Below are 22,981 nucleotides of genomic sequence, written 5' to 3' on the forward strand. Positions count from 1 at the left end.
GACGGTTGGGGCAGCCTGGGCGCTAATTTGGCCCACGCCTGAGCTTGCCGATAGGGTGGTTGGCCATGCGGAAACTCATTCTATGCAGTGCGTTGCTCTGCGGCGCTCCGGCGCTCGCCGGGTGTGCGACGTTTGCAAGCGACTCGGCGCCGGCGGCGCCGGGTTATGTGTATGTGGCCGGTCACAAGAACAACCAGCCTGCGATGTGGATGTGCCCTGACGCGCCGGGCAAGGCGGAGTGCACCGAGGTCGAGGTAACGACGGAGGCAGGCGAATGAAGCGTTCTTTGATTTTCGGGCTCTTGCTCGCGAGCTTCGGCGCGATCGGCTGTCAGGGGAGCTACACGAGCATCCGGCAGATCGACGGGACGCGGTACCACGTCACGCGCACGAAGCAGGGCTTCTTCAACGCGTACGGCACCGTGTTCGACTGCCAGGCCAAGGGCGACGCGATGACGTGCGTCGAGATCAGCGATCTGTGAGCTCCGCGCGGGGTCGAAAGGCGCCCCGCCCGTAGAGCGCTGAGCCGCTCGAAGGAGCCGACCGCCAAGACGCCAAAAGACGCCAGAGGAAGAATCTCGTTCTCTGGCGTCTTTTGGCGTCTTTGGGCGGCCACCTATCGTCTCGCTCCGGCGCCTCTCGATGGCAGGCAGCGCGCGGTCTCTCACGCCTCGCGCAGGAAGGCCTCGAGCAGCGCCGCCGAGACGTCGAGGAGATCGCGCTCGGTGACGATGCCCACGAGCCGCTCGCCCGCGACGACGGGCAGGCAGCCGACGCGGTGCTCGCGCATGATCCGCATCGCCTCCAGCGTCGGCGTGTCCGGCGCGACGGTCACCGGGTCGGGCCGCATGATCGACGCCACCGTGGGCGGCGCGGAGCCGCTCGGCGCCGCCGCGGCGCCGCGGGCGACGAGCCGCAGCAGCGCGCGGTGGGAGACGACGCCGACGAGCCGGCCCTGCTCGTCCTCGACCGGTACATGGCGCACGTGCCGCCAGTCCATGACGCTCGCCGCGAAGTCGACGATGTCGGTGGGACGCACCGTGAAGAGATCGGTCGACATGAACTGGCCGACGGTCCGGTAACTGTCGCGCACGAGGTCCAGGTCGTCCTCGAGGGCGGCGGGCTCCCACGCGTGCACCGGGCGCCCGGCCCCGCCGCCCCGGGCCTCCTCCCGCTGGTGGGCCAGCATCGCGGCGCAGAGGGCGCGGCTTCGCAGCTCCGGGGTGCCCCGCCCGGCCATGGCCGCGAGCGAGCCGAGCGCCCACTGCGCGCCCGTCTGGCCGCTGCGGACCCGCTCCTCGACGACGCCGAGGTACCGGTCGACGTCGGCGGCGTCGATGCTCGCGGCCAGGAGGCCCGCCCGGGCGGCGGGGAGGAGGTGCGAGAGGATGAGCTCCGGGGCAGGGAGGCTCCGGCCGCCGAGCCACGTGAGCTGCGCCTTGAGGCCGTGGCGGGCCGCCGCGAAGAAGTTCGCCTTGGCGTCCTCGAACGGCATCTCGAGGTCGATGCGCGGGTGCTCGGCGGCGAGGCCGGTCATGAGGCCGAAGAAGAAGGCGGCGTTCGCGACCTCGTCGAGGATCGTGGGCCCCGAGGGCAGCGCGCGGCTCTCGATGCGCAGGTGCGCGACCCCGGCCAGGGCCCCGTAACAGGGGCGGTTCCAGCGGTAGACGGTGCCGTTGTGGACCCGCAGGGCCATGAGGTCCGGCACCTCCCCGCGCGCGAGCACGGCCGCGGGGGGCTCGCCGGTCTCGGCGGTCATGATCACGCGGAACCGCGCGATGTCCTCGCGGAAGAGATCGAGCACGCCGCCCTGCACCCAGCCGTCGCCGAAGTGGACGCGGGGCCTCTGCTGCCGGCCCTCGAGCGCGCTCGGACGGGTGTCGACCGAGGTCTCGAAGAGGGCGATCCGCGTCTCGTGCCAGAGCCTCTGCCCGAGGAGCAGCGGCGAGTTGACCGCGGCGGCGAGGACGGGCGCGGTCACCGCCTGGGCGAGGTTGTAGAGCGACGCGAACTCCCGCGCCCCGACCTGGAGGTGGACCTGGAAGCTCGTGTTGCACGACTCGAGCAGGATGTTGTCGTGGGTCATCTCGAGCTCGTCGAGCCCGTGGATCGAGACGCGGAAGTCGCCCTGGCGCAGCCGCAAGAGCGCGCGGTTGAGCTCGTGGTAGCGAGGCGCCGGCGTGAGGTTCTCGAGGCGGAGGTCGCCGGCGCGCAGGGTGGGGAGGATGCCCGTGAGCAGGACGTCGGCGCCGGCGGCGCGCGCGGCCTCGGCCGCCCGCCCGATGACCTCCGAGAGCTCGGCCTCGAGCCGCCGCAGGCAGTCGCCGCCGAACGGGAGCGGGGTGAGGTTCGCCTCCAGGTTGAAGCGAGCGAGCTCGGTCGTGAGCCGATCGTCGGCGGCCCGCTCGAGCACCTCCAGCGCGAGCGGAGCGGGCCGGAGCGCGCGGTCGACGAGGAACATCTCCTGCTCGGCGCCGATGCGGCGCACGCCGGACTCGATGCGATCCTCCACGACGAGGCGCTCGAGCGCCTCCACGTCGTCGAGCAGCGCCCGCATGAACGCCTTGTGCTGCTGCTCGCTCGCCTGCTCGGAGACGTGCTGCTCGCCCATGGTGATCGCCCCGCCTTTCGCTCGCTCTCGCTCCAGGGAAGCCTACGACGACGAGCGGCAGGGGGCGCGGGGGATCCCCCCGGCGGGGAGGGCGGGCGTCTGGCTCGGCGCGGGCGGCGCGGCGGCGGGCGAAGGCGGGCGACGCCGGTCAAAAGCTGCGGCCGGCCGCGAGCCGCAGGGTGGCGACCTTGTCCTCGGCAAGGCCGAACCCGAGCGGCGGGTCGAGCGCCACGAGCAGCCCTGCCCGGGCGTAGTAGCCAGGCTGCTTCAGCGTGTAAGTGAAGAACGGCTCCATCGCGAGCTGCATCCTGTCGTCGCGGGTGAGCGTCAGCGCGGCCTGGAGGCGGAGCCCGCCGCCGTAAGGGCCTCGGCCGCGCAGCTCGAGCTCGTCGCCCTGCTCGACCACGAGCTCGACGCCGGCCCTGCTGGTCGGGAGGGCGAGCATCACCGCCGTGTCCGCGCGGTAGACGAGCCGCGCGGCGAGCTCCGCCTCGACGCCGCCGCGGACCTTCAGGGGCAGGTGCCCGACGGTGAGCCGGTGCAGGTCGAAGGAGGCGCGCGCGGGGGCGGTCGCCTGCAGCGTGGCGCGGGCGTCGGCGTCGGGGGCGCTGAGGACGGGGATCGAGAGCGCGCCGCCGCCGAAGACGGTGACCTTGCGCGAGAGGGCGCGCGCATAGTGGGCGCCGACCGTGGGGTTGCCGAAGAGAAGGCTGCCGGCGCTGCTGCTCTCGTCGACGCCGAGCCGGGCGGACCGGAACGAGGCGGAGACGTCGCCATAAGCGAGCGGGAGATCCACGTCGAGGTGGAGCCGGCCGAACCACTCGAGCTGACCTCGGAGATCGAAGGTCAGCCCGAACGTGCTCACCTCGGAGGTGACATCGTCCATGGCCCATGAGGCCGACTTGCTCAGGACGTCGAGCTCGAGCTCCGCACGCGATCCCTGGGATTTAGCCCAGCTGTTCTTTTCTGCCGGAGCGGCAGGTGGTGCCGTGAGCCAGAGCGAGAGCAGGAGAGCGGAGGAGAGCAGTGATCTCGCGTTCAATCAGGCCCACCTGCGAGGACTACCATGGCTCGGCTCGGCCGTGGTTATCGAACGGCGCCCTCGGCGCCCGCGGCCTCCTCGTCCTCGTCCTCGTCCTCGTCGTCGTTCTCCTCGTCGTCGTCGTCGTCGTCCTCGTCGTCGTCAGCGTCGCCGCTGCCGTCGAACAGCAGGGAGGGAGCGTCTTCGTTGCCGTGCTCCGCGAAGATCGCGTCGGCGGCGATCACGAGCTCCTCCATGCGGTCGGCGTCGACGGGGCCGTACACGGCGAGCGCCATGGCGCGATCCTGCACGAACAGCCACGCGTCGGGGAAGTCGAGCAGGGCGTCGCGGATGCTCTTCGAGAGCCACCGGCCGATGGCCTTCGCTTCGGGTCCCTCGACAAGGAACTGCTCCATGAACTCCGGGTCCTTCTTGAACTGGACGCCGGTGTTGGGGGCACGCCTGCCATCGACGATGGGCAGCGGGCACACGGTGAGCCGGGGCCCGGCCTTGGCCAGCTTTGTGAGGACCACCTGGTACTCGCTGCCGTTCTTCGCGTCCGGGCCCACGACCGCGACGTAGGCGAGCTTCGGGACGAGCTCGTAACGGGCGAGGACCTCGCCGCCGCCCGTCTCCTGCAGCGTGTGCTGGAGGCTGGACGGCAACGAGCGCACCGGACGAGGACCGTCGCTGCCGGCGCCGGCCTTCTGGCCGCCGGGCTTCGCGCCGGGGCGGGCCGGGGCCGCCTCAGGGGTCATCAGCGCGCGCCAGCGCGCGAGCTCGCGGTCGCGCCGCGCCTCGTGCCGACCGCGCAAGCCGGTCAGGAACCAGACGACGAGCAACGCAAAGGGACCTACGTACCAGAGCCAGGGCATGGGGCGGCGATGCTAGCAAACCTCGCGGAGCTGCGGTGGGGTCGCGCGCGCCCGCGGTGAGGCGAGGCTGTCGTGGCGAGCCTCGCCGCTTCGCGGCGAGGCTCAGGGCGCGGGGGCCGGAGCGGCGTCGTCCGGCCGCTCGAAGACGCACCAGTAGCCGTTCTTGCTGTGGCGCACCATCCCGGCCACCTCGTACACGCCCCGGAAACGCCGGTCCTTGCGGAGCTTCTCCTGCGCCGGGAACGGGAGCTTGTCGCACGTGTCGGCGCCGCCGACGAACACGAAGTAGCGCGGCATCTTGTCGAAGACGTGCTGCACGTAGCCGGGGCCCGTCTTGCGCGTGTAACCGCCCGGGAGCTTGGAGATCACGGGATCGACGAGGCCGAGGAGATCGAGCACCGGGTAGTCCGTCACATACCCGATGTACCCGATGTCGCCCACGGCGACCTCGCCGGGCTTGCCGTGCTCCTTGAACCAGTTGGCCACGCCGCCCGCGGCGCTGTCCCAGAACCGCTTCTCGTCGTCGAGGATCCGGTGCTGGGCGCGCTCGATCCGCTGCGCCCGGAAGGCGCCAAGCGCGATGAGGCAGCCGAGCGCGAGCACGCCGGCCCCCGCGGCGAGGGCGATCGTCCCGCCCTCGGGCGCGTCCGCGGCGCGGGCCGAGAGCTGGGCGAGCAGCGGCTCGAGCAGCGCGCGCGCGCCGAGGCCCGCGAGGAGGAAGCAGAACGGCTCGAACGGGCTCATGAAGCGGTAGTACGGCATCCAGTCGCCGCCCACGAGGAGCACGTAGCCCCCCACCGCGAGCGCGAGGGCCGCGACGCAGAGCGCGTCGCGGTGGCGCGCGACGATCGCCACGCAGAGGCCGAAGAGTCCGAGCAGCAGCGCCGGCCACGTGTGCCCCGCGTACTCCGCGAGGTAGCGCTGGCCCCCGGCCAGCTGCTCCGCGAGGCTGCCGGTCTTGGCGCTCAGCGTGTTCGGCAGCCACGTGCCGTAGTAGCTGTGCCGCCAGAGCATGTGGCACGCGATGGGCGCGGCGAAGACGACACCGCGCAGGAGGTTCTGCCGCCCGAAGAAGCGCAGGCCGAGGAAGAGCATCGGTATGCCGATGAACATCGGCGCTTCCGGGCGCGTCAGGCCAGCGAGCCCGAAGACGAGGCCCGAATACGGGAAGCCGGTCCCCCGGTCGCGCTCGCGGAACATCATCTCGGTGCCCGCGAGGACGAGCAGGACGAACAGCGGCGTCTCCAGGCCGAAGACGGCGTATCCGCTCTGCACGATCGAGCTCGCGAACAGCCACGTGGCGATGCAAGGGACCGCGCCGTGCGGGCGGAGCCGGGCCGAGAGGAGGTAGAGCGCGCCGAGCGAGCCGCAGGCGGCGAGCCCGCCGAGCACCTTGGCGACGACGTCGGGGTCGAGGCCGAGCTTGATGCCGCCCGCGAGCAGCACGGTCCAGAGGAAGTTCGTGTACCCCTCGATGCGCTCGCCGGCGTTGTAGACGAGCCCGAGGCCCCGGGCGAAGTTGCGCGCGTACCGGTACGAGATGTACGCGTCGTCGATCGTGAACGAGCGCACGCGCACCATGTTCACGACGAGCAGGAACGCCGGCAACACGAGGCCGAACACGAGGTGCAGGCGCTCGGAGAGCGGCGCGCCTCGCAGCCAGTCGCGGAAGCGCCGGGCCGGGGGCGCGCCTTCGACGCCGTCGCCCGCCGCTTCCATGTCGCCGTCGGCCTCGCCGCTCGGAGGGGCGACCCCGAGTTGCCCGTGCTCTGCTTCTTCCGGTTCCAGGAAAGCCATGTGAAGCCTCTCCCTACCATGGATGGTTCATGTCGGGGTCGTTTCTTGGTCGAGGCGCTCATCCCAGCTATCCTCGCGACATGCGTGCAGCCATGTTCGCTCTTGCCGCCTCCTCCGCCCTTTTCGTCGCGCCCCCGGCGCTCGGCGCCCGAGGCGTGCCGTGCGGCTTCTATGGCATCGATCCAGGGGCGCCCGTCGACGCAGGGGAGGTGATCCTCGACGACGATCACGCGAAGCGGCTCGCGCGCGCGGGCGCCGGCGCCGTGCGCGTCGAGTTCCTGCTCGATGACGCCGAGGCGTGGGACGACGACAAGCTCGAGCAGTACGACGCCATCATCGACGCGGCGCGCGCCGCGGGCCTCGAGCCGGTCGGGCTCCTCTCTCACCGCACGATCGGAGAAGGACAGGACGTCTGGAATGACGATCCGGACCGGGACGGCGACAACGCGTACGTGGAGGCGTTCGCCGAGACGGCAGAGGCGCTCATGACGAGGTACGCCGGGGACGTCGTCCAGTGGGAGATCTGGAGTCAGCCGAACTGCGCCGAGCTCCCCGACCCCGCGCTCGACCCGGAGCACGCCGGCTGCACCTTCATCCTGCCCCGGGTGCTCGCGCAGATCCTCGCCCAGATCCGCGTCCGCAACGAGGCGCTCTTCAACGTCGACGAGCTGTCGCTGACCACGGGCGGCCTGCTCGCCTCGGACGACGCGGCCGCGCCGTTCTCGGGGGTCGATTACCTGCGCGAGCTCTACGCGCAGCCGGTGTGGGACGAACTCGAGGCGCGCTTCGGCGAGCGGACGCCGTGGTCTCGCCTCGGTCAACAGCTGTTCTTCCATCAGGGCACCGAGGTTGATCCGGTGACGCTCAACGATTATCTCGACGCGCTGCGCGACCTCGCCGACGAGGAGGGGGACGAGAGCCCCTTCGCCGTGACCGGGATGGCGTGGTCGAGCGCGCTCGCCGGCGAGGAGCTCCAGGCGGCGAACCTGACAACGTCGTTCGAGATCCTCTCGGAGCGCGACGACGTCGCCGGCGTGGTCTGGGCCAGCTTCCAGGACGCGCCGCTCGACGAGCAGCCCTTCGGCCTCGTCGACGAGGCCGGCGTGGAAAAGCTGGCGCTCGCCGCGTTCAGCGGGTCGGCCGACAACTGCGAGCCGGCGGTGCAAGGCGGGGGGTCGGGGAGCGGCGGCGGGGGGAGCGGATCGAGCGGCGGCGGCGTCGTCGCCGGCTCGCCGCCCGGCACCAGCGGACAGATGGGGCGGCCGATCGACGGAAAGCGGCGCGCGAGCTCCTGCAGTTATGCCGCGGGCGCAACCAGCGGAGGCGGAGCGCGGTCAGGCGTGGGGTGGCTCGCGTTGTTCGCGATCGGCGCGATCGCGATGGTGCGCTGCCGCCGCGTCATTTGAAGGCAACTCGAGCGCTCTCGTCGCCGACAGGGGAGGCATGCCTCACAGCTCGGCGCGCGTCGCGCGGCGGATTGCCGTGCACGTCGGACTTTTGCTCTTCAATGGTTGCGGGCGCGACGGCGCGGGTGATCGCTTCGGCGTCTGCGGCGACGGCGTGGTCGACGAGGGTGAGGCGTGCGACGACGTCAATTCCGCGGAGGGCGACGGCTGCTCGCCGACGTGCCAGCGCGAGGCGCCAGCGGCGCCCCGCTGCGGCGACGGCGCGCTCGACGCGGGCGAGGCGTGCGACGATGGCAACACGGCGGCCAGGGACGGCTGCTCGCCGGCGTGCGAGGTCGAGGTGCCCCCGCGCTGCGGCGACGGCGCCATCGATCCGGGGGAGCAGTGCGACGACGGGAACGTCGCGACGGGCGACGGCTGCGAGGTCGATTGCGCGAAGACGCCGGCCGAGGAGACCGTCTGCGAGGAGCTTTTGCCGCTCGCGCAGGGGACGTGCGAGGTGGTCGCCGGCACGGGCGCGACGCTGATCCGGGGCGTCGTGCTGGCCCCGGGCAGGGTGTACAGGGGCGGGCGGGTGCTCGTGGACGAGCGGGGCGCGATCGCGTGCGTCGGCTGCGATTGCGAGGCGGCGGGCGCGACGGAGATCCTGTGCCCGACCGGCGTCGTCTCCCCGGCGCTGATCAACACGCATGATCACATCACGTACACGCAGAACAGCCCGTATACCCCGACCGAGGAGCGCTATGAGCACCGGCACGACTGGCGCATCGGCAACAACAAGCACACGAGAATCGATACGCCCGGCATGGCGAGCCCGGCGCAGATCCACTGGGGCGAGCTCCGCTTCCTGATGGGCGGCGCGACCTCGATCGTGGGCTCGGGGAGCGCGCCAGGTCTCCTCCGGAACCTGGACCGGGCCGACCAGGAGGGCCTGGGCCAGAGCGCGGTCCGTTTCGACACGTTCCCGCTCGACGACACGGGCGGCCGCGAGCTGGTGAGCGGTTGCGGCTACTCGGCCGACATGGTGACAGGGAAGGACGTCGAGGGAGAGGACGCCTATTGTCCGCACGTCGCCGAGGGGATCGATGCGTCGGCGCGCAACGAGTTCGCCTGCCTGAAGGCGGAGCCGAACGACGTGCTCGAGCCGCAGAGCGCGTTCATCCACGGGATCGGCCTGACCGCGCCCGACTACGCGGCGATGGCGGCGGAGGGCACGGCGCTCATCTGGTCTCCCCGCTCCAACATCACGCTTTACGGCGACACCGCCGTGGTCACCGCCGCCGCCCGCCTCGGGGTGCAGATCGCGCTCGGCACCGACTGGATCGCGACCGGATCGATGAACCTCCTGCGCGAGCTCCGGTGCGCGTCGGCGCTCAACGAGACGTATTACGACGGCTTCTTCACCGATGAGGAGCTGTGGAGGATGGTCACCGGGAGCGCCGCCGCGGTCACCGCGACGGACGACGTGATCGGCGCGCTGTCCACGGGGAAGGTCGCCGACATCGCGATCTTCGACGGCAGAGAGCGCGAGGGCCACCGCGCGGTCGTCGCCGCCGATCCCGAGGACGTCGTCCTCGTGATGCGCGGAGGAAAGGTCCTGTATGGCGACGCGGCCGTGGTGTCCGCGGTCCGGGGCGCGGGCGCATGCGACACGGTCGATGTGTGCGGCGTGTCGAAGCAGGTCTGTCTGCAGGACGAGATCGGGATGACGCTGGAGGACCTCGAGCAGCAGGCGGGCGAGATTTACCCGGCCTTCTTCTGCGGCGAGCCCGAGGGCGAGCCGCTCTGCACCCCGTCGCGCGCGGTGAGCGCGCCCCGGAACGCCTCGGTGAACGGCTCGACTGTCTACACCGGGCAGCCGACGGACGCGGATCTCGACGGTGACGGCATCGAGAACGGCGCGGACGATTGCCCGAGCGTCTTCAACCCGATCCGGCCGCTCGACGACGGGGTCCAGGCCGACTTCGACGGCGACGGCGACGGCGACGCCTGCGACGCGTGCCCGCTCGACGCGGGCAGCGCGCTCTGCTCGCCGCCGGACCCGAACGACGCCGACAACGACGGCACGCCGAACGGCGCGGACAACTGCCCGAACCTCCAGAACCCCGGCCAGGCCGACGCGGACGGCGACGGCAAGGGCGACCCGTGCGACCTGTGCCCGGACCAGGCGAACCCAGGGGCCCTGGGCTGCACGGTGGCGATCTACGATATCAAGGACGGCACGCGCGCGGAGGGTGACACGGTGGCCCTGGAGGACGTGCTCGTGACCGGGAAGCACGCGAGCGGCTTCTTCGTCCAGGCGAAGCCGGGCGACCCGGGGTACGCGGGGCCTGCGCACTCCGGCGTCTACGTGTACAGCCCGCAGAACACGGTGCTGACCGGCGATCGCGTGCGGATCACGAGCGCGGTGATCGCGAATTACTTCGGGCAGATCCAGCTCGGGTCCGCCGTGGTCGAGGTGAGCGCGTCGCTCGGCGAGGCGGCGCCGGCGCCGGAGCCCGTCGCGCCGGCCGACATCGCGACGGGCGGCGCGCGCGCCGCCGAGCTCGAGGGGGTCCTCGTCGAGGTGGAGGACGTCACGGTGATCGGGCTCGATACGATGGTTCATGAATTCGTCGTCACAGGCGATCTGCGCGTGGACGACCTCCTGTACGGGTCCAACCCCTTCCCGGCGGAAGGCCAGCATTTCGCGAGCATCCGCGGCATCCTCACCCACCGGAACGACGACTCGAAGGTCGAGCCGCGCGGCGTCGAGGACCTCGTGACGACCCTCGGGGCGGCGACCGCGACGGCAGGGCTCGTGATCAACGAGGTGGATTACGATCAGCCGGGCGGAGATGGATCCGAGTTCATCGAGATCTACAATGGCTCCGGCGCGCCCGTGGATCTCACGGGCCATGCGCTCGTGCTGGTCGATGGATCCAGCAGCGCGCCCTCCGCCTACAGAACGCTCGATCTGAGCTCGGCGGGTACGCTCGCGGCTGGCCAGTACCTCGTCGTCGGCAGCAGGGCGGTGGTCGGCACCGACACCATGCCAGGCGTCGTGGCGGAAGGTGCGGTGACGATCGCCTTCTCGGGCGCGCAGACCGACCGGATGCAGAACGGGGCTTCCGACGGGATCGCGCTGATGAACACGATAACAGGGGCCGTGATCGACGCGCTCTCCTACGAGGGGAGCATCCCCTTCGTCACGATCGGGGGCGCCAGCGTGAGCCTCGTCGAAGGCGACGCGTTGCCGGCCACGGTGGCGGACGGCGGTATGGCGGCTGGCTCGCTCTGCCGCCTGCCCGACGGGACGGACACGAACCAGGCCGCGGCCGACTGGGCGCTCTCCGCGACGATCACCCCTGGTGCGGCGAACGTGCCGTGAGCCCGGCCGAGACGCTGCGCTCCTCGGCGCAGCGCACCCGGCGCGACGCGGTCCACGCCGCGCGCGCCGGTGTCTTCGTCCTGTCAGCTGTGTCCGGAGAGAGTGAAGAGAATCAAGGATGAATGGGCCGTGAGCGGGCGCTCACAGGCAGCCGCAGAGCGGGTCGCCCGCCTTGCACACGCACTTTCCGCCCTTCTTGGCCGGCGCCGCCGCGCTGGCGCCCCGCGCCGCGCTGGCGCCCCGCACCGCCTTGCCGGACGTCGCCGCTCGGCCGCGGAGGGTTGCGGCCCCCTTGATGTTCGACGTCTTTGCGTCGGCCACGTCCTCGCCCTGCGCCAGCGCCTTGGTCGCCTCCGTCGCCTTGTAATCGGAGAACGCCTTCTGCGCCTTCTCGGCGTCGCTCTTGGCGGCGTCGAGCGCGAGGGTAAGCTCGGTGATCTTCCGGTTGCGCTCGTCGAGCTGGAGGTTGAGCTGCGCGATCCTGTCCTGCTCGGCGACGCGGGCGGCCACCGCCTCGGCCTGAGCCGCCTCGGCTTCCTTCACCTTGCCGGCGAAGGTGGTCACCGCGACCGCGGCCACGGCCGCCACGACCAGACCCACCCCGAACACGAACCGACCCCGCCGCTTCTGTCGCACGCCCTGGGCGATCGCCTCGAGCTCGCGTTCAAGGTCCCCCGAGCCCGACATGGGCGGCACGCTGGCAGCGACCGGCGCGATGCTGGCGGGCCCTCTCGTCCCCTGGTAGAGCACTCCCGGGCTTTGCTGCGTGTTCATCATCGCGCGAGACCTCCTCCTGCGTGAGCGATTCCTCCTCTAAGCAAGTGGGGGGCCTCTAAGCAAGTGTGGTGCCAGGTGAGCGCGCCCCGACTTGGCACCGCGTGCATCGTCCGTGAAGCAAACGGCGGTGCAAAGCGAGGACTCCCACCGCAAAGCGGTGGCTCGCACCGCAAAACCAGGACTCCCACCGTAAAACGACGACTCTCGAGGTGCTCCAGAGGCGAGCCGCGGGAGATCCGGGTGGATCACTTGTTCTGGTGCATGGATCGCTCACCGGACCTCGACGCGTCCCCTGGTCCAACGGAGGTCCTGCACCACGCGCCGGCAACACCGGTGCTGCCGGCGGGGAGGGAGCGCCGCCTCAGGGCAGCGACCGGAATCGCTCCAATTGAGTCAACGATTCCGGCTACTTGCGGCCGTAGACCGGCCACGGCCGCGGCTCCGCGGGATCCGAGGATGAGAGCGCTTCGTGACGAGGTGGCCGTCAGGGCTGCAGTTTGGCGACGAAGGCGTCCGGGCCCCCGGAGCTCATCATGGGGTCCCCCCCGAGATCGATCCTGCCGCTGAAGCTGCCCGTCAGCGCGATGGCTCCCAGCGCATCCACGGCGACGGCCCGGGCGCGCTGCTCCGCCGCGTCGCCGAACGATTTGGCCCAGGCCGTATCGCCGTTCGGCGCGAGCTTCGCGAAGAAGGCGTCGTTGCCGCCGAGGGACTGGAGCCTCGGGCTCGGGGCGCCGAAGTCGATGGCGCTCTCGAACTCTCCGACCACGATGACGTTGCCCGCCTGGTCGACCGCCACCCCCAGCGCCTCCTGATCTTCGTCGTCCCCGTACAGACGGTTCCAGAGGTGCTTGCCGTCCGCGTTGAAGGCGGCGACGACCGCGTCGTTTCCTCCGGCGTATCTCCGCGGCGCTCCGTCGAAATTGATCGTTCCCCCGGTGCTCCCTGCGACGACGATGTCCCCCTCCGCGTCCACCGCGACCGCCGTGAATTCCTGGCTCATGGTGTCGCCAAACATCTTGGCCCAGAGCGGCGTCCCGCCCCCGTCGAGCTTCGCAATGAAGGCGTCGTCGCCCTGAGCCGTGAGGAGCGTCGTCCCGAAGTACACCTTGCCCGCGATGCGGCCGACCAGGACCACGCCTCCGTCGGGCGTGACGGCGGCGTCGTTCGCGACCTCGGCGGTCGTATCGCCGAAGTTCTTGCTCCAGGCGAAGTTGCCGAGGATGTCCATCTTCGCGACGAAGATGTCCTCTCCACCTTTGCTCGTCAGGTGGTCCCCGCCCATCCGCTGCCCGCCCAGCACGTCGGCCCAGTCGGTGAAGCTGCCAGCGACGATGATGTTGTCGTCCGAATCCACCGCGAGCCCGTAAACTCTATCGACGCTCGGACCGGTGATCGTCTTGATCCAGTCCAGGCCGCCAATTGCGTCGAGCTTCGCCACGAACACGTCCGAGCTGCCTTGGCTCGTGAGCGACGTCCCGTCGAAGTTAACTGTATTTTCGAAGGTCCCGGCCACGATCACGCCGCCGTTCTTGTCGAGCGCCACGCGATTGCAAGAATCCGAGCCGTTCCCCCCGAGCACCTTCGACCATTCCGTCGCGCCGCCAGGAGCGAGCTTGACGACGAAGCCGTCGTACGCTCCCTGGCTGCCGACGGAACCCAGGCTGGTGCTGAAGGCACCCGCGATCAGGAGGTTCCCTTCCCTGTCGAACGCGACGTCATACCCAATCTGGTCGCCGTTCCCTCCGAGCTTGGCGCTCCAGTCGTGAGCTCCGGTGCACTCCGCCACACGATCGCAGTTCTCGTCATTCGCCTGCGTCGTACAGGCCTCGGCCTTGGGGAGCACCTCGTCGACGCACGAGTCGTCGCGCAGGCAGCCGTCCTTGCACTCGCCGACTCCCCTTGTCGACTCGGGGCCTGTATAACAAGGCACGCAGGGCTCGTTGCCGCCTGCGCCGCCCGCGCCTCCCGCGGCGCCCGCGCCTCCCACGCCGCCCGTGCCGCCCGCGCCTCCCGCGGCGCCCACGCCAGCCATCCCGCCTTGCGCGGCGCCGCCGCCGCTGATGGCGCCCGGCACGAGCACGCCTTGATCGAAGCACCCGCCGAGCGCGCCGGCCACGCCGAGCGCGCCGCAAAGGATCATGAAGCCGTTGCGTTTCATCAAAACACCCCCGCGATCCCGGCACCCCACGGCGATATCCATGGACGGACCGCTGCGCCCTTGGGCCTCGCCGCCGCGGACGGTGCGGTGAGGAGCAGCGCGACGCCGCCCGCGGCGAGCGCCCCGCCCACGATGAACGCCGGCGCAGGGACGAGGCGCAGGTCGTTGTACGAGCCCAGCTTGGCCCGCGTCTTCGGCGTGTCCGGGCACACGACATCTTCGGTGCACCCGAGGTCGATCAGCTCGCCGCGCCGCGCGCTCGTGATGCCGAACGTGATCCCACCGACCACGAGCGCCGCGGCGCCCGTGCCGACGGCGGTCCAGCCGAGCACGCGCTGCGTGGTGCCCGGCGCCGGGCCGGCGGGCGGGGGGAGGACGATAGGCGGGCGGACACCGACGGGGAACTCGAGCGCGAGCGCCGCCTCCTGCCGCTCCTGCAGCGCGACCTCCCGCCGGACGACGCGCCCCGCCCACGCGGCCTCGACGACGTGCTTGCCAGGATCGACAGGCTGGCTGACCCCCACCAGCGCGGGTGGCATCGGCTTGCCGTCGATGGTGATCTGCACCTCGCGCTCCGGGGCGCCGCGCACCCCCACAGAGAGCCTCGGGATCCGGGGCTTGAGATCGTCGTATGCTTTCCCGGCGTCGGCGACCGCGGCTTTGAAGACGTCGCTGGCCGAGGCGTCGAGCGAGGTGCGGCTCACCTGCAGGTAGCGCTCGGAGGCCTCGATGAGGCGCCCGAGCTGCTCGAGGCTCCGCGCGGCATAAAGGTCGATCGTCGGCGCCTGGATCAGCTGGTCCGCGCGCCCGAACTTGTCGAGCGCCGCCGCGTACTGGCCCTTGTCGAAGAGGTCGAGGCCCTCTTCGGCGAGGGCCCGGGCGGCGTTCATGGTGGCAGGGTCGACGTCGGCCGCCCCCGCGGTGGTCGCGAGCGCGAGCGCGAGCGTGAGCGCGATGGTGGCGGTGCCCGAGACCCTCGATCGCGCGCGCATTCGTCTCCTCAGAAGCCGAGGCGGTCGGACCTGGGGCGCGTCGCGCTGGAGGCCGCGGGCGGGGCCGCCGACGAGGGCCTGGGCCGCGGCGGGGAGGACGCGGCCCTGCCCGGGCGAGCGGGCGCCGTCTGGGCGGAGGAGGCGGCCGCGGCCGGAGCGCTGGCCGCCAGCGCGGAGCCGGCGTGGGGCGCAGGCGTCGAGGTCGCCGCGGCCGTCGTGTCCTGGGGAGGCGCGAGATCGGGCGCCCCTTTGGGCGAATTCGCTTCCGCCGGCGGATTGTTCGCGGGGGCGGCGACAGGCGGTGTCTCGAGCGTCACCGGCGGCGAGGCGGCGCCGGATGGCGGCGGTGCGTGCGGGATCGGGTCGTCCCCGAGCGCGCGCCAGCCGATGAAGAGCGCCCCGCCGAGGACCGAAGCCGCGAGGCCGAGCGCGACGGCCGGGATCGGCATCCTGCGGCGAGGTCTCGAGTCGGCCCCGGCCTCGTCGTAGAGGCCCGGCGGCGAGGCGACGCTCCCCTCCGGCGAGACGGAGAGCGGGGAGGTGGAGATCGGCGGACCGGAGAGCGGCGCGGCGGAGAGCGGCGCGGCGGAGAGCGGCGCAGCGGAGAGCGGCGGGACGGAGGGCGACGTGCTGCCCGCGCCCCCGGGGATCGAGCTCGCCGAGGCCCGCCCGCCCTCCTGCGCGTCGCTGGGCGGAAAGAGCGCGTCGCGCAGCGCGTCGACCATCGCCGTCGCCGAGGCGAACCGCCCGTTCGGGTCACGGCTGCACGCCTGCATGAACCACTCATCGAACGCCGGCGGCACGGGCACAGACGCCACCTTCGATGGGACAGGCAGCGGATCACTGCATATCTCGAGGATCATCGCGCCAGGCGCCTCGGCCGTGATCGCAGCCCGGCCGCACACGCATTCGAACGCGATCACCCCGAGCGCCCAGAGGTCCGACCGGTAATCGACGGTCGCGCCCTGCGCCTGCTCAGGGCTCATGTACGGCAGCGTCCCGATCAGCACGCCAGCCTGCGTCCCGATGCCCTCTTTGCCGGACATGCGCGTCTTGGCGACGCCGAAATCGAGGACCTTGGCCACCTCCCGGTCGTCGTCGCGGGCGAGGAAGATGTTGTCGGGCTTGAGGTCGCGGTGGACGATGCCGGCGTCGTGGGCCTTGCGCACGGCGCGCGCGACGTCGGCGAAGATGCGCGCCGTATCGGCTGGCTCGAGCGCGCCGACACGCTCGAGCCGGTGCGCGAGATCCTCGCCCTCGAGGAGCTCCATCGCGATGAAGGGGACGTCGTTCTCGACGCCGTGATCGAGGATCTGCACGACGTTCGGGCTGCGGAGCGCCGCCGCCGCCTGCGCCTCCTGGTAGAAGCGCGCGCGGACCGTCTCGTCCTTCGCATAGAGAGGCCCGAGCATCTTGATCGCCACCGGCGAGCCCAGCGTGAGATCGTCCGCGCGCCAGACGGTGCCCATGCTGCCCGAGCTGAGAGGGCGGAGCAGCCGATAACGGCCGACCAGCACCTGTCCCTCCAGCCCGAACGCGTTCGTCGTCATTGTCGCAGGACCTGTGGAGCGCGCGTGGCCTTCCCTACGCTGGTGGTTGTTCAGTGCTGGTCAACAACAACAACGGGTAGACTGAAAGTCTACGGGGCGTGGCGCGGAGCGTCAATCGGTGCACCCGCCGCGTGCTCGCAGGGCGTCGCTAGAGCACCGAACAGGTTGAAACGCCGCGCGAGAGAGAGTTTGAACCACAGAGACACAGAAGCGACAACAACAAAACCTCGGCGCATCCGTGGTTCGTTTCGTCAATTTTTCGATCGGATCGGTACCCTAGATCAACACGAAGTCCTCGGCCACGGAGACCTCCTCGGCCATGATGCTCGTGGTCTCGTCGTCGCGCTGGACGGCGAGCTTGTAGAGTTGCGCCAGCACGGCCGGGTGATCCTCGACCAGACCCATGAACTCGGTGGCCGGCAGGTACAGCGTCACGGTGGGGTGAACGGCGATCACATCGGCGTTCGCCGGGCGGCGGAGGACCATCGCGATCTCGCCGGCGACGTCGCCGGGGCCGAGCGTCGAGAGCACGAGCGGCTCGACGCGGGCGTCGTCCGCCGCGTCGCGCCGGACGACGGCGACCTCTCCGGAGGCGATGAGGAACAGGCCGGGGGGCCGCTCATCCTGGACGAGCAGCCGCTCGTTCTTCTCGAACGTGCGCGTGCGGAACCGCTTCACGAGCGCGGGCCTGTTGGCCTCGGGCACGACGCGGAGCACGTCGCTCATCCGGACGAGGTTCTCCACCATGCGGTCCCGGCAGTAGGCCGCGAGCTCCAGGCCCACCTCGGGCTCGCGCTGCGCGATGTCGTCGATCGCGTCGCGCTTCACCTCGAGCACGATGGAGGGCCGCGTGGCGATGACGCTCCCGGTGCGCGGGGCCCGGGAGAGCAGCGCCATCTCGCCGAACATGGCGCCGTTCGTGAGCCGGGCGAGGAGGATCTCCTCGTCCGCGCGCCGGCGCCGCGCCTCGAGCTCCCCGCGCGCGACGAAGTAGGCCTCGCTGCGCGCGGCGCCCTGCTCGATCACGGTCGTCCCCGCCGCCACCCAGACGGGCGTGAAGGCGGCGCACAGGGCGCGGAGCGCGTCGCGCCCGACGGACGAGAAGACCGGCTGGGGCGCGATCCCGGGGTGATCGGCCTGGGCGGCCAGCCTGCGCGTGGCGTCGTGGAGGATCTCCGTCGCCTTGTTGAGCAGGAGAGCGCCGGTGAGCACGGAGGCGAGCGGCTGGAACGCCTCGGCGGCCGGCAGCGGGGGCGGCGGCGGCGCGCCCTCGCCGAGCCGCGGCGAGTCCCGGCAGAACGCCTCGGCGATCTGGTCGAGCCCGGGCCCGGCATCGCCGCCGAAGCGCTCGCTCTCGCGCGCGGCCGCCACGGCGAGCGGCAGGTTCTCGAGGTCGATCGCGCGGGCGATCGCGGTGGAGCACGCCTCGCGCGCGGCCTCGTGCCGGTTCAGCTCGCCGAGGAGGCGCCCGCAGAGGCAGAGCGCCGACGGCATCGTCGGGTCGTGCCGGACCAGCGCGGCGGCCCAGCGCAGCGCGGCGTCCCGCTCTCCCGCGAGCGCCAGCGAGAGCGCGCGGTCGATCGGCGACTCCGCCTGCTGGATCGAGCCCGGGAGTACCGGGGGGAGGGCCATGTAAGCGTCTATATCAGGGTTCATTGCGCGGCGGCAAAGAACGCGCCCGGTTGACGGCGCGCACGCCCCGCGCGCCGTCAACCGGGCGCCCCGCGCGGATTACCCCGGGAAGGACCGAGGCGCCGTGCTCAGGCGAGGTGCTGCTTCAGGAACGCGATGCTCCGCTCCCACGCGAGCTTCGCGGCGTCGGGGGCGTAGACCTCGGGGCGCGTGTCGTTCGCGAACGCGTGGTCGGCGTCATAGACGTGGAGCTCCATGGATTGGCCGCGGGCGGCGAGCTCCTTCTGGATCGCCTCGGCGGCGGCCGGCGTCGCCCAGCCGTCGCGCGCGGCGAAGTGGGCGAGGATCGGCGCCTTGACGCGCGTGGTGTCGGGCGCGGGGCTCGGGACGCCGTAGAAAGGCACCACGGCCGCGAGCTCGGGGATCGTCGCGGCGGCGGCGAAGCTCAGCGCGCCGCCCATGCAGAACCCGATGACGCCGACCTTGCCGGTCGACCGCTCGTGCGCCGACAGGAAGCGGGCGGCGCCGGCGATCTCCTCGAGGGCGCGCGGCTTGTCGAGCTCGGTCATCAGCCGGTTGGCCTCGGTGGGGTCCTTGGTGGTCTTGCCGTGGTAGAGGTCGGGCGCGAGGGCGATGAACCCGGCGGCGGCGAGCCGGTCGAGCAGCGAGCGGATGTGGTCGTTCACACCCCACCACTCCTGGATCAGGACGACGGCAGGCGACTTGTCCCCCTGCTTCGGCCAGACGATCTCGCCGGTCGCCGACGACCCGTCCTTCACGGGGAACGAAACCTTTTCGGACATGCGACTCCTCCCTTTCGAGACGGGGATGGGCTGCGCCGTCCTCGTCAGCAATCGGGGATCGGCGTCCGCCGTCCCCGTCAGCAATCGGGGATCGGCGTCCGCCGTCCCCTCATGGCGCGGCGCAGGATAACCGCCCCGCGCACGTTGCGTAGCGCAAACTGCCTGGCATGCGCTCCACGCCGGGACGCCGGCGATGTAGATTGACGGCGTGGATGCGCTGGCGGGACGATGGAGGCGAGCCGTCTCGTCCTTGAAGGAGCTCCGGCTGCGGGTCGCGTTCCTGCGGAGCGAGGTGCTGCGCGCCGATCTCCCCTCCGTCGCCCGCGCGCTCGACGACCTCTGCCGCGACGCCGAGCAGGCCAACCCCCTCGCGCGCGACGTGCTGGGCGCCGTCGTGCCGGTCCTCGTGGATCCTGCGCTCTCGGAGCGCGTCGAGCAGCTCCGCGAGCTCGCGTCCTCCCATGCCCTGCTGCCGCTCTCGCGCCTCCTGCGCCGCAAGGCGCGGCGGCCCGAGGCACAGCCGGCCTCGCCGGCGCCCGACGAGCGGCTCCTCGCCACGTCGAGCGCCGGTCGCGCGCTCACGCTCGGCGAGCGGCGCGCGCTCGCCCGGCGGCCGACCCGCGCGGCCTTCGACGCCTTGCTCCGGGACCCGCACCCGCTGGTCATCCGCAACCTGCTCGCCAACCCGCGCTTGACCGAGGATGACGTCGTCCGCCTCGCGGCGCGCCGCCCGGCGAACGCGGAGGTCCTGACGGAGATCGCGAAGCACCCCGAGTGGCCGCAGCGCGCGCGGGTGCGCATGGCGATCGTGCAGAACCCGGGCGCGCCGCAGGAGATCGCGGTGCCCATGGTGCGCCTCCTCCTGCGGCCCGAGCTCCTGCGGCTCGCGGCGGCGGCGGACGTGCCCGCGGTCGTCCGGGCCGCGGCGCGGGAGCTGCTCGATCGCCGTCCGCCCGTCCCGCACAAGCCAGGCGGCCCGCTGGCGCAGTGAGGCCGCGCCCTGCGCGGGGCCGGCGGCGTGCGCGCAGGCCGCCGCCGCGGTGTCGCGATCGGAGAGGAGGAGAAGAGGGCAGAAAGGGAGTGAAGGAGAGATGGAGTTGAAGGAGAGAGGGAGTTGAAGGAGAGAGCGAGAGAGGTCGTGCAGGGCGCTTTCATGAATCGGCGCCCGCGGGAGAGGCTACGCGACCTCGGCCCAGCACCGCGCGAGGCGACGCACGCCCTCGTCCAGATCCTCGTCGCACGCCACCGAGGAGAAGCAGAGCCGGAGGGCGAACGGGCTCACGGCGCCGTGAGCCCGGAACAGCGAGCCCGGGTCGAAGGCGACGCCGTGCTCGATGGCGGCGGCCAGGAAGAAGGCCTCGTTCGGCTCGGCGTCGGGCTCGACCCAGATCGCGAAGCCGCCGACGGGGGGGTCAAACCGCCAGCCGGGAAGGTGCTTTCGGAGCGCCCGCTCCATGCGGGCGGCGCGGCGACCGTAGAACTCCCGCAGGCGCACGAGCCGCTGATCGAAGTCCTCCGTGCGGAGGTAGTCTTCCAGGATGGCCTGCGGCAGGCTGGCCGCCTGCTGATCGGCGGATTGCTTCAGCTGGAGGACCTCGGCCCGGAGCGAGCGCGGGGGCACGAGCCAGCCGACGCGGAGGCCGGGGCAGAGCGTCTTCGAGAACGTCCCGACGTGGAAGACGCGATCGGGCGCCTCGGCCAGGAGCGGCCGCGGGGCGGCGCCGTCGAAGGAGAGATCCGCGTAAGCATCGTCCTCGATGATGGGCCGGAGGGTCGAGAGGACCCTGGCTCGCTCGCTGCGTGACAGCGTGCGTCCACGCGGATTGGAGACGGCGGGCATGAGATAATAGGCATCGACGTTGCTGCCGCCGTCGACGACCGTCGCGCCGATCTCCTGGAACCGATCGAGCGCGCCGGGGGAGCTCTCGCGGTCGACGCCGATCCTGGCGCGCGAGCCGCGGACCAGCTGCGCGGCGAGGGACACGGCCTGCTGTGCGCCGCTGGTCACGATGACGTCGTCGCAAGCCACCTGCGCGCCGCGCCGGCGCAGCTGCCCGGCGATCCAGGCGCGGAGATCCTCGTCGCCCTCGGGCCAGCTACACTGGAGCGCCGGGCAGCTGGGGTTCTGAAGAGCGCGAACGAACGAGGCCGCGAGCTTCGAGCGCGGGAACTCGCCCGGGGCGGGCAGCCCGCCCGCGAAGCTGATGAGGCCAGGTGTGTCCGCGGCGCGCCGCTTCAGGGGGTCGAACGGCTCGAGGCCGTGTCCGAGCCGCGGTCCGCTCCGCGGCGCATCACGCGAGATCGGGGCCTGTACAGGCCGGGTGTGGGACGACGGGGGAGGAGGCGTTGCGCGCGCGATGGCATCCATAGAGTTCAGGGTCCGAGCGAGGCCATTCAAGGATGGTGCCGCCCGGGCTGCCCGTCTCCAGATGGAGCGGAAGCGCTCGGGTCTCATGACGGGACGGAATTCCATGGAAAATTGGTTACATCCCGGCAACCTGGGACGGGTCAGGGCGTGTAACGGCATGTTGCGGGGTGTGGCGTGCGCGCGCGGCGAGTCAGGCCGCCACAGGGCACCGACGGGCGTGGAGGGGCGCGCGTCCGCACAGGGCGGCAGGCCCTGGAGCCAGGTCGGGCTGGTCTGGCCGGCGGGGGATCCGTCCTGAGTTCGATCTCCGGAGCTGACCGTACGCCGAGGTCCAGCGAATGTTCGCCCGGGGCGGCTATCGACGTGGGGCTTGCTCCCGCAGGCCGTGGAGCTCGTTCTCGTGGCCCGTCAAGGCTCTGTTCCCCAGGCGAGCACGCCGTCGTGGTACACGGTGACCCGCTCAAAAGGCATGAAGGCGGTGTTGGTGCCGAAGGAGTAGTCGTCGGTCTGCGTCATGCGGTCGTAATTGACGCCGTTGTAGATGCGGATCTGCACGTTTCCGGACGTGACGTTCGGGGCGACGCTACCCGCGGCGGCGAGGAAACCGAGCTCGAGATAGTGATCGGCCTTCGTGCCCGATGCCTCGCCGAACGTCCTTGTGACGTTGGCGCATCCGCCGATGATCGACGAAAAGTCGCACATGCTCTTGAGATCCACCTTCTCGACGTCGGCCGTGAACCAGTAGCGAATCGTCAGATCGCTGAGCGCGATGCTCGCATCGTCCGTGTTCTTGACCTGTACCATGAACGACAGATGCTGGGACTCGACGGTGGTGTCCCTCGCAGCATATTGCAGCTCGAGCGCCGGTGTTGTCACGCCGCCGGTGGTGGAGCTCGCGGTGGTGGAGCTCGTGGCGCTGCCGCCGCCAGCGCCTGTCGTGCTGCTCGTCGTGGAGCTGGCCGAGCTGCTCGCCGAGGAGCTGGCCGAGGCGCTCGCCGAGGAGCTGGCCGAGGCGCTCGCCGAGGAGCTGGCCGAGGAGCTGGCCGAGGCGCTCGCAGCGTCGTCCCCACCAGAGCCGCCCAGACCCCCAGCGCCGCCGGCACCATCGGCGCCACCGGAGCCAGACGAGCTGCTCACCGTCGCGCTCGTGACATCGCCTGCGGCGCTGGACGAGACGCTCGTTGCAGAGCTCGTCGAGCTGCTCGTCGCAGACACGGTGGAGCCAACGCCGGCTGAGCTAGACGAAGGTGCCCCACCCGAGCTGGCGGCGGCGCCGCCTCCGGCTCCTGTGTTCTCGCCGTCCAGGCTGGAGCCTTGGGCACATGCCACGAGCGTCAGGAGCGAGATGGCACAGAGAGCGGTGGTTCCCTTCGGCCAGGAGCTCGATCGGTTGACACGATTGCCACAACTGCCCAGCTGCGGCAGCGCTCCTGCCCTCGTCGACACCTTTCCCCTGGAACTCCGGATACGAGCTGCTCCCGAGGTCATCGGGCCGAGCAGCGACGCACACCTTGCCATCGGTCGCATCTTGAACACCCCTGCGACCGCTCGACCAAGTCCGAAGGCCGAACGGAAGGAAGTTGAGGTCAACAGCTTATAGAGAACCGCCTGGTATCTGC

The 22,981-nt window shown here is 71.4% G+C and carries 18 protein-coding genes; 6 read left to right on the forward strand and 12 right to left on the reverse strand.

What is annotated here, in order from left to right; translation table 11 throughout:
• The first annotated feature begins 65 nt into the window (after window positions 1–65).
• Window positions 66–278, forward strand: a complete 213-nt coding sequence (locus tag WME95_RS00285) for a hypothetical protein (protein ID WP_157906336.1) — start codon at window positions 66–68, stop codon at window positions 276–278.
• Window positions 275–481, forward strand: coding sequence for a hypothetical protein (locus WME95_RS00290; protein ID WP_012232684.1), 207 nt, complete (start codon window positions 275–277; stop codon window positions 479–481). Before WME95_RS00285 ends, WME95_RS00290 begins: the two co-directional genes overlap by 4 nt.
• A gap of 182 nt (window positions 482–663) precedes the next feature.
• Here WME95_RS00290 and WME95_RS00295 read toward each other — a convergent pair whose 3' ends face one another.
• The 4 genes from WME95_RS00295 to WME95_RS00310 all read right to left on the reverse strand — a co-directional run bounded on the left by WME95_RS00295 (window position 664) and on the right by WME95_RS00310 (window position 6,303).
• Complete coding sequence (locus WME95_RS00295) at window positions 664–2,610, reverse strand: CBS domain-containing protein (RefSeq protein WP_437906406.1); 1,947 nt, start codon at window positions 2,608–2,610, stop codon at window positions 664–666.
• Window positions 2,611–2,758: 148 nt separating this feature from the next.
• Entirely contained in the window at window positions 2,759–3,496 is a 738-nt protein-coding gene (locus WME95_RS00300; protein ID WP_437906407.1) for a hypothetical protein, read from the reverse strand.
• A gap of 200 nt (window positions 3,497–3,696) precedes the next feature.
• Entirely contained in the window at window positions 3,697–4,506 is an 810-nt protein-coding gene (locus WME95_RS00305; protein ID WP_437906408.1) for a hypothetical protein, read from the reverse strand.
• Window positions 4,507–4,608: 102 nt separating this feature from the next.
• Window positions 4,609–6,303: a hypothetical protein gene (locus WME95_RS00310; RefSeq protein ID WP_437906409.1), complete on the reverse strand. Its 1,695-nt coding sequence runs from the start codon at window positions 6,301–6,303 to the stop codon at window positions 4,609–4,611.
• A 92-nt stretch (window positions 6,304–6,395) separates the two neighbouring features.
• Here WME95_RS00310 and WME95_RS00315 point away from each other — a divergent pair, with 92 nt between their 5' ends.
• Together WME95_RS00315 and WME95_RS00320 are read left to right on the forward strand one after the other, a co-directional pair.
• A complete protein-coding gene (locus WME95_RS00315) occupies window positions 6,396–7,709 on the forward strand; it encodes a hypothetical protein (RefSeq protein WP_437906410.1) in 1,314 nt (437 codons plus the stop codon).
• 76 nt (window positions 7,710–7,785) lie between these two features.
• The gene (locus WME95_RS00320; RefSeq protein ID WP_437906411.1) at window positions 7,786–11,079 is read left to right on the forward strand and encodes a lamin tail domain-containing protein; all 3,294 of its coding nucleotides are present in this window, start codon (window positions 7,786–7,788) and stop codon (window positions 11,077–11,079) included.
• 141 nt (window positions 11,080–11,220) lie between these two features.
• Here WME95_RS00320 and WME95_RS00325 read toward each other — a convergent pair whose 3' ends face one another.
• From WME95_RS00325 to WME95_RS00350, 6 genes are all read right to left on the reverse strand, one after another.
• Complete coding sequence (locus tag WME95_RS00325; RefSeq protein WP_437548489.1) at window positions 11,221–11,856, reverse strand: hypothetical protein; 636 nt, start codon at window positions 11,854–11,856, stop codon at window positions 11,221–11,223.
• Between the two features lie 484 nt (window positions 11,857–12,340).
• Window positions 12,341–14,017 carry an SBBP repeat-containing protein gene (locus WME95_RS00330; RefSeq protein ID WP_437906412.1) on the reverse strand — a complete coding sequence of 559 codons (1,677 nt, stop codon included), beginning with the start codon at window positions 14,015–14,017 and terminating at the stop codon, window positions 12,341–12,343.
• Window positions 14,017–15,009 (reverse strand): tetratricopeptide repeat protein, encoded by a 993-nt coding sequence (locus WME95_RS00335; protein WP_437906413.1) that lies wholly within the window; start codon window positions 15,007–15,009, stop codon window positions 14,017–14,019. Before WME95_RS00335 ends, WME95_RS00330 begins: the two co-directional genes overlap by 1 nt.
• 8 nt (window positions 15,010–15,017) lie before the next feature.
• Complete coding sequence (locus WME95_RS00340; RefSeq protein ID WP_437906414.1) at window positions 15,018–16,559, reverse strand: protein kinase domain-containing protein; 1,542 nt, start codon at window positions 16,557–16,559, stop codon at window positions 15,018–15,020.
• Between the two features lie 276 nt (window positions 16,560–16,835).
• On the reverse strand, window positions 16,836–18,191 hold the full coding sequence (locus WME95_RS00345; protein WP_437906415.1) for a cyclic nucleotide-binding domain-containing protein: 1,356 nt from the start codon (window positions 18,189–18,191) through the stop codon (window positions 16,836–16,838).
• A 128-nt stretch (window positions 18,192–18,319) separates the two neighbouring features.
• Entirely contained in the window at window positions 18,320–18,994 is a 675-nt protein-coding gene (locus WME95_RS00350) for a dienelactone hydrolase family protein (protein ID WP_437906416.1), read from the reverse strand.
• Between the two features lie 250 nt (window positions 18,995–19,244).
• Between WME95_RS00350 and WME95_RS00355 the strand changes: the two genes are divergently transcribed.
• Entirely contained in the window at window positions 19,245–19,985 is a 741-nt protein-coding gene (locus tag WME95_RS00355; protein ID WP_437762269.1) for a hypothetical protein, read from the forward strand.
• Window positions 19,986–20,171: 186 nt separating this feature from the next.
• On the opposite strand, the gene WME95_RS00360 is transcribed toward WME95_RS00355, so the two are convergent.
• Together WME95_RS00360 and WME95_RS00365 are read right to left on the reverse strand one after the other, a co-directional pair.
• A complete protein-coding gene (locus tag WME95_RS00360; protein ID WP_437906417.1) occupies window positions 20,172–21,362 on the reverse strand; it encodes a PLP-dependent aminotransferase family protein in 1,191 nt (396 codons plus the stop codon).
• A gap of 408 nt (window positions 21,363–21,770) precedes the next feature.
• Window positions 21,771–22,238: a cellulose binding domain-containing protein gene (locus tag WME95_RS00365; RefSeq protein WP_437906418.1), complete on the reverse strand. Its 468-nt coding sequence runs from the start codon at window positions 22,236–22,238 to the stop codon at window positions 21,771–21,773.
• Window positions 22,239–22,272: 34 nt separating this feature from the next.
• Between WME95_RS00365 and WME95_RS00370 the strand changes: the two genes are divergently transcribed.
• Window positions 22,273–22,962 carry a hypothetical protein gene (locus WME95_RS00370; protein ID WP_437906419.1) on the forward strand — a complete coding sequence of 230 codons (690 nt, stop codon included), beginning with the start codon at window positions 22,273–22,275 and terminating at the stop codon, window positions 22,960–22,962.
• The last annotated feature ends 19 nt before the right edge of the window (window positions 22,963–22,981 follow it).

Origin of the sequence: Sorangium sp. So ce327 (assembly GCF_051530205.1) — a bacterium.
GTDB lineage: Bacteria > Myxococcota_A > Polyangia > Polyangiales > Polyangiaceae > Sorangium > Sorangium cellulosum_B.

Bases quoted from the DNA above. Each gene is read 5' to 3' on its own strand.
- WME95_RS00330 (WP_437906412.1), bottom strand. From the start codon at position 14,017: ATGAAACGCAACGGCTTCATGATCCTTTGCGGCGCGCTCGGCGTGGCC.
- WME95_RS00295 (WP_437906406.1), bottom strand. From the start codon at position 2,610: ATGGGCGAGCAGCACGTCTCCGAGCAGGCGAGCGAGCAGCAGCACAAG.
- WME95_RS00345 (WP_437906415.1), bottom strand. From the start codon at position 18,191: ATGGCCCTCCCCCCGGTACTCCCGGGCTCGATCCAGCAGGCGGAGTCG.
- WME95_RS00335 (WP_437906413.1), bottom strand. From the start codon at position 15,009: ATGCGCGCGCGATCGAGGGTCTCGGGCACCGCCACCATCGCGCTCACG.
- WME95_RS00325 (WP_437548489.1), bottom strand. From the start codon at position 11,856: ATGATGAACACGCAGCAAAGCCCGGGAGTGCTCTACCAGGGGACGAGA.
- WME95_RS00360 (WP_437906417.1), bottom strand. From the start codon at position 21,362: ATGGATGCCATCGCGCGCGCAACGCCTCCTCCCCCGTCGTCCCACACC.
- WME95_RS00340 (WP_437906414.1), bottom strand. From the start codon at position 16,559: ATGACGACGAACGCGTTCGGGCTGGAGGGACAGGTGCTGGTCGGCCGT.
- WME95_RS00290 (WP_012232684.1), top strand. From the start codon at position 275: ATGAAGCGTTCTTTGATTTTCGGGCTCTTGCTCGCGAGCTTCGGCGCG.
- WME95_RS00315 (WP_437906410.1), top strand. From the start codon at position 6,396: ATGTTCGCTCTTGCCGCCTCCTCCGCCCTTTTCGTCGCGCCCCCGGCG.
- WME95_RS00285 (WP_157906336.1), top strand. From the start codon at position 66: ATGCGGAAACTCATTCTATGCAGTGCGTTGCTCTGCGGCGCTCCGGCG.
- WME95_RS00350 (WP_437906416.1), bottom strand. From the start codon at position 18,994: ATGTCCGAAAAGGTTTCGTTCCCCGTGAAGGACGGGTCGTCGGCGACC.
- WME95_RS00310 (WP_437906409.1), bottom strand. From the start codon at position 6,303: ATGGCTTTCCTGGAACCGGAAGAAGCAGAGCACGGGCAACTCGGGGTC.
- WME95_RS00305 (WP_437906408.1), bottom strand. From the start codon at position 4,506: ATGCCCTGGCTCTGGTACGTAGGTCCCTTTGCGTTGCTCGTCGTCTGG.
- WME95_RS00300 (WP_437906407.1), bottom strand. From the start codon at position 3,496: ATGGACGATGTCACCTCCGAGGTGAGCACGTTCGGGCTGACCTTCGAT.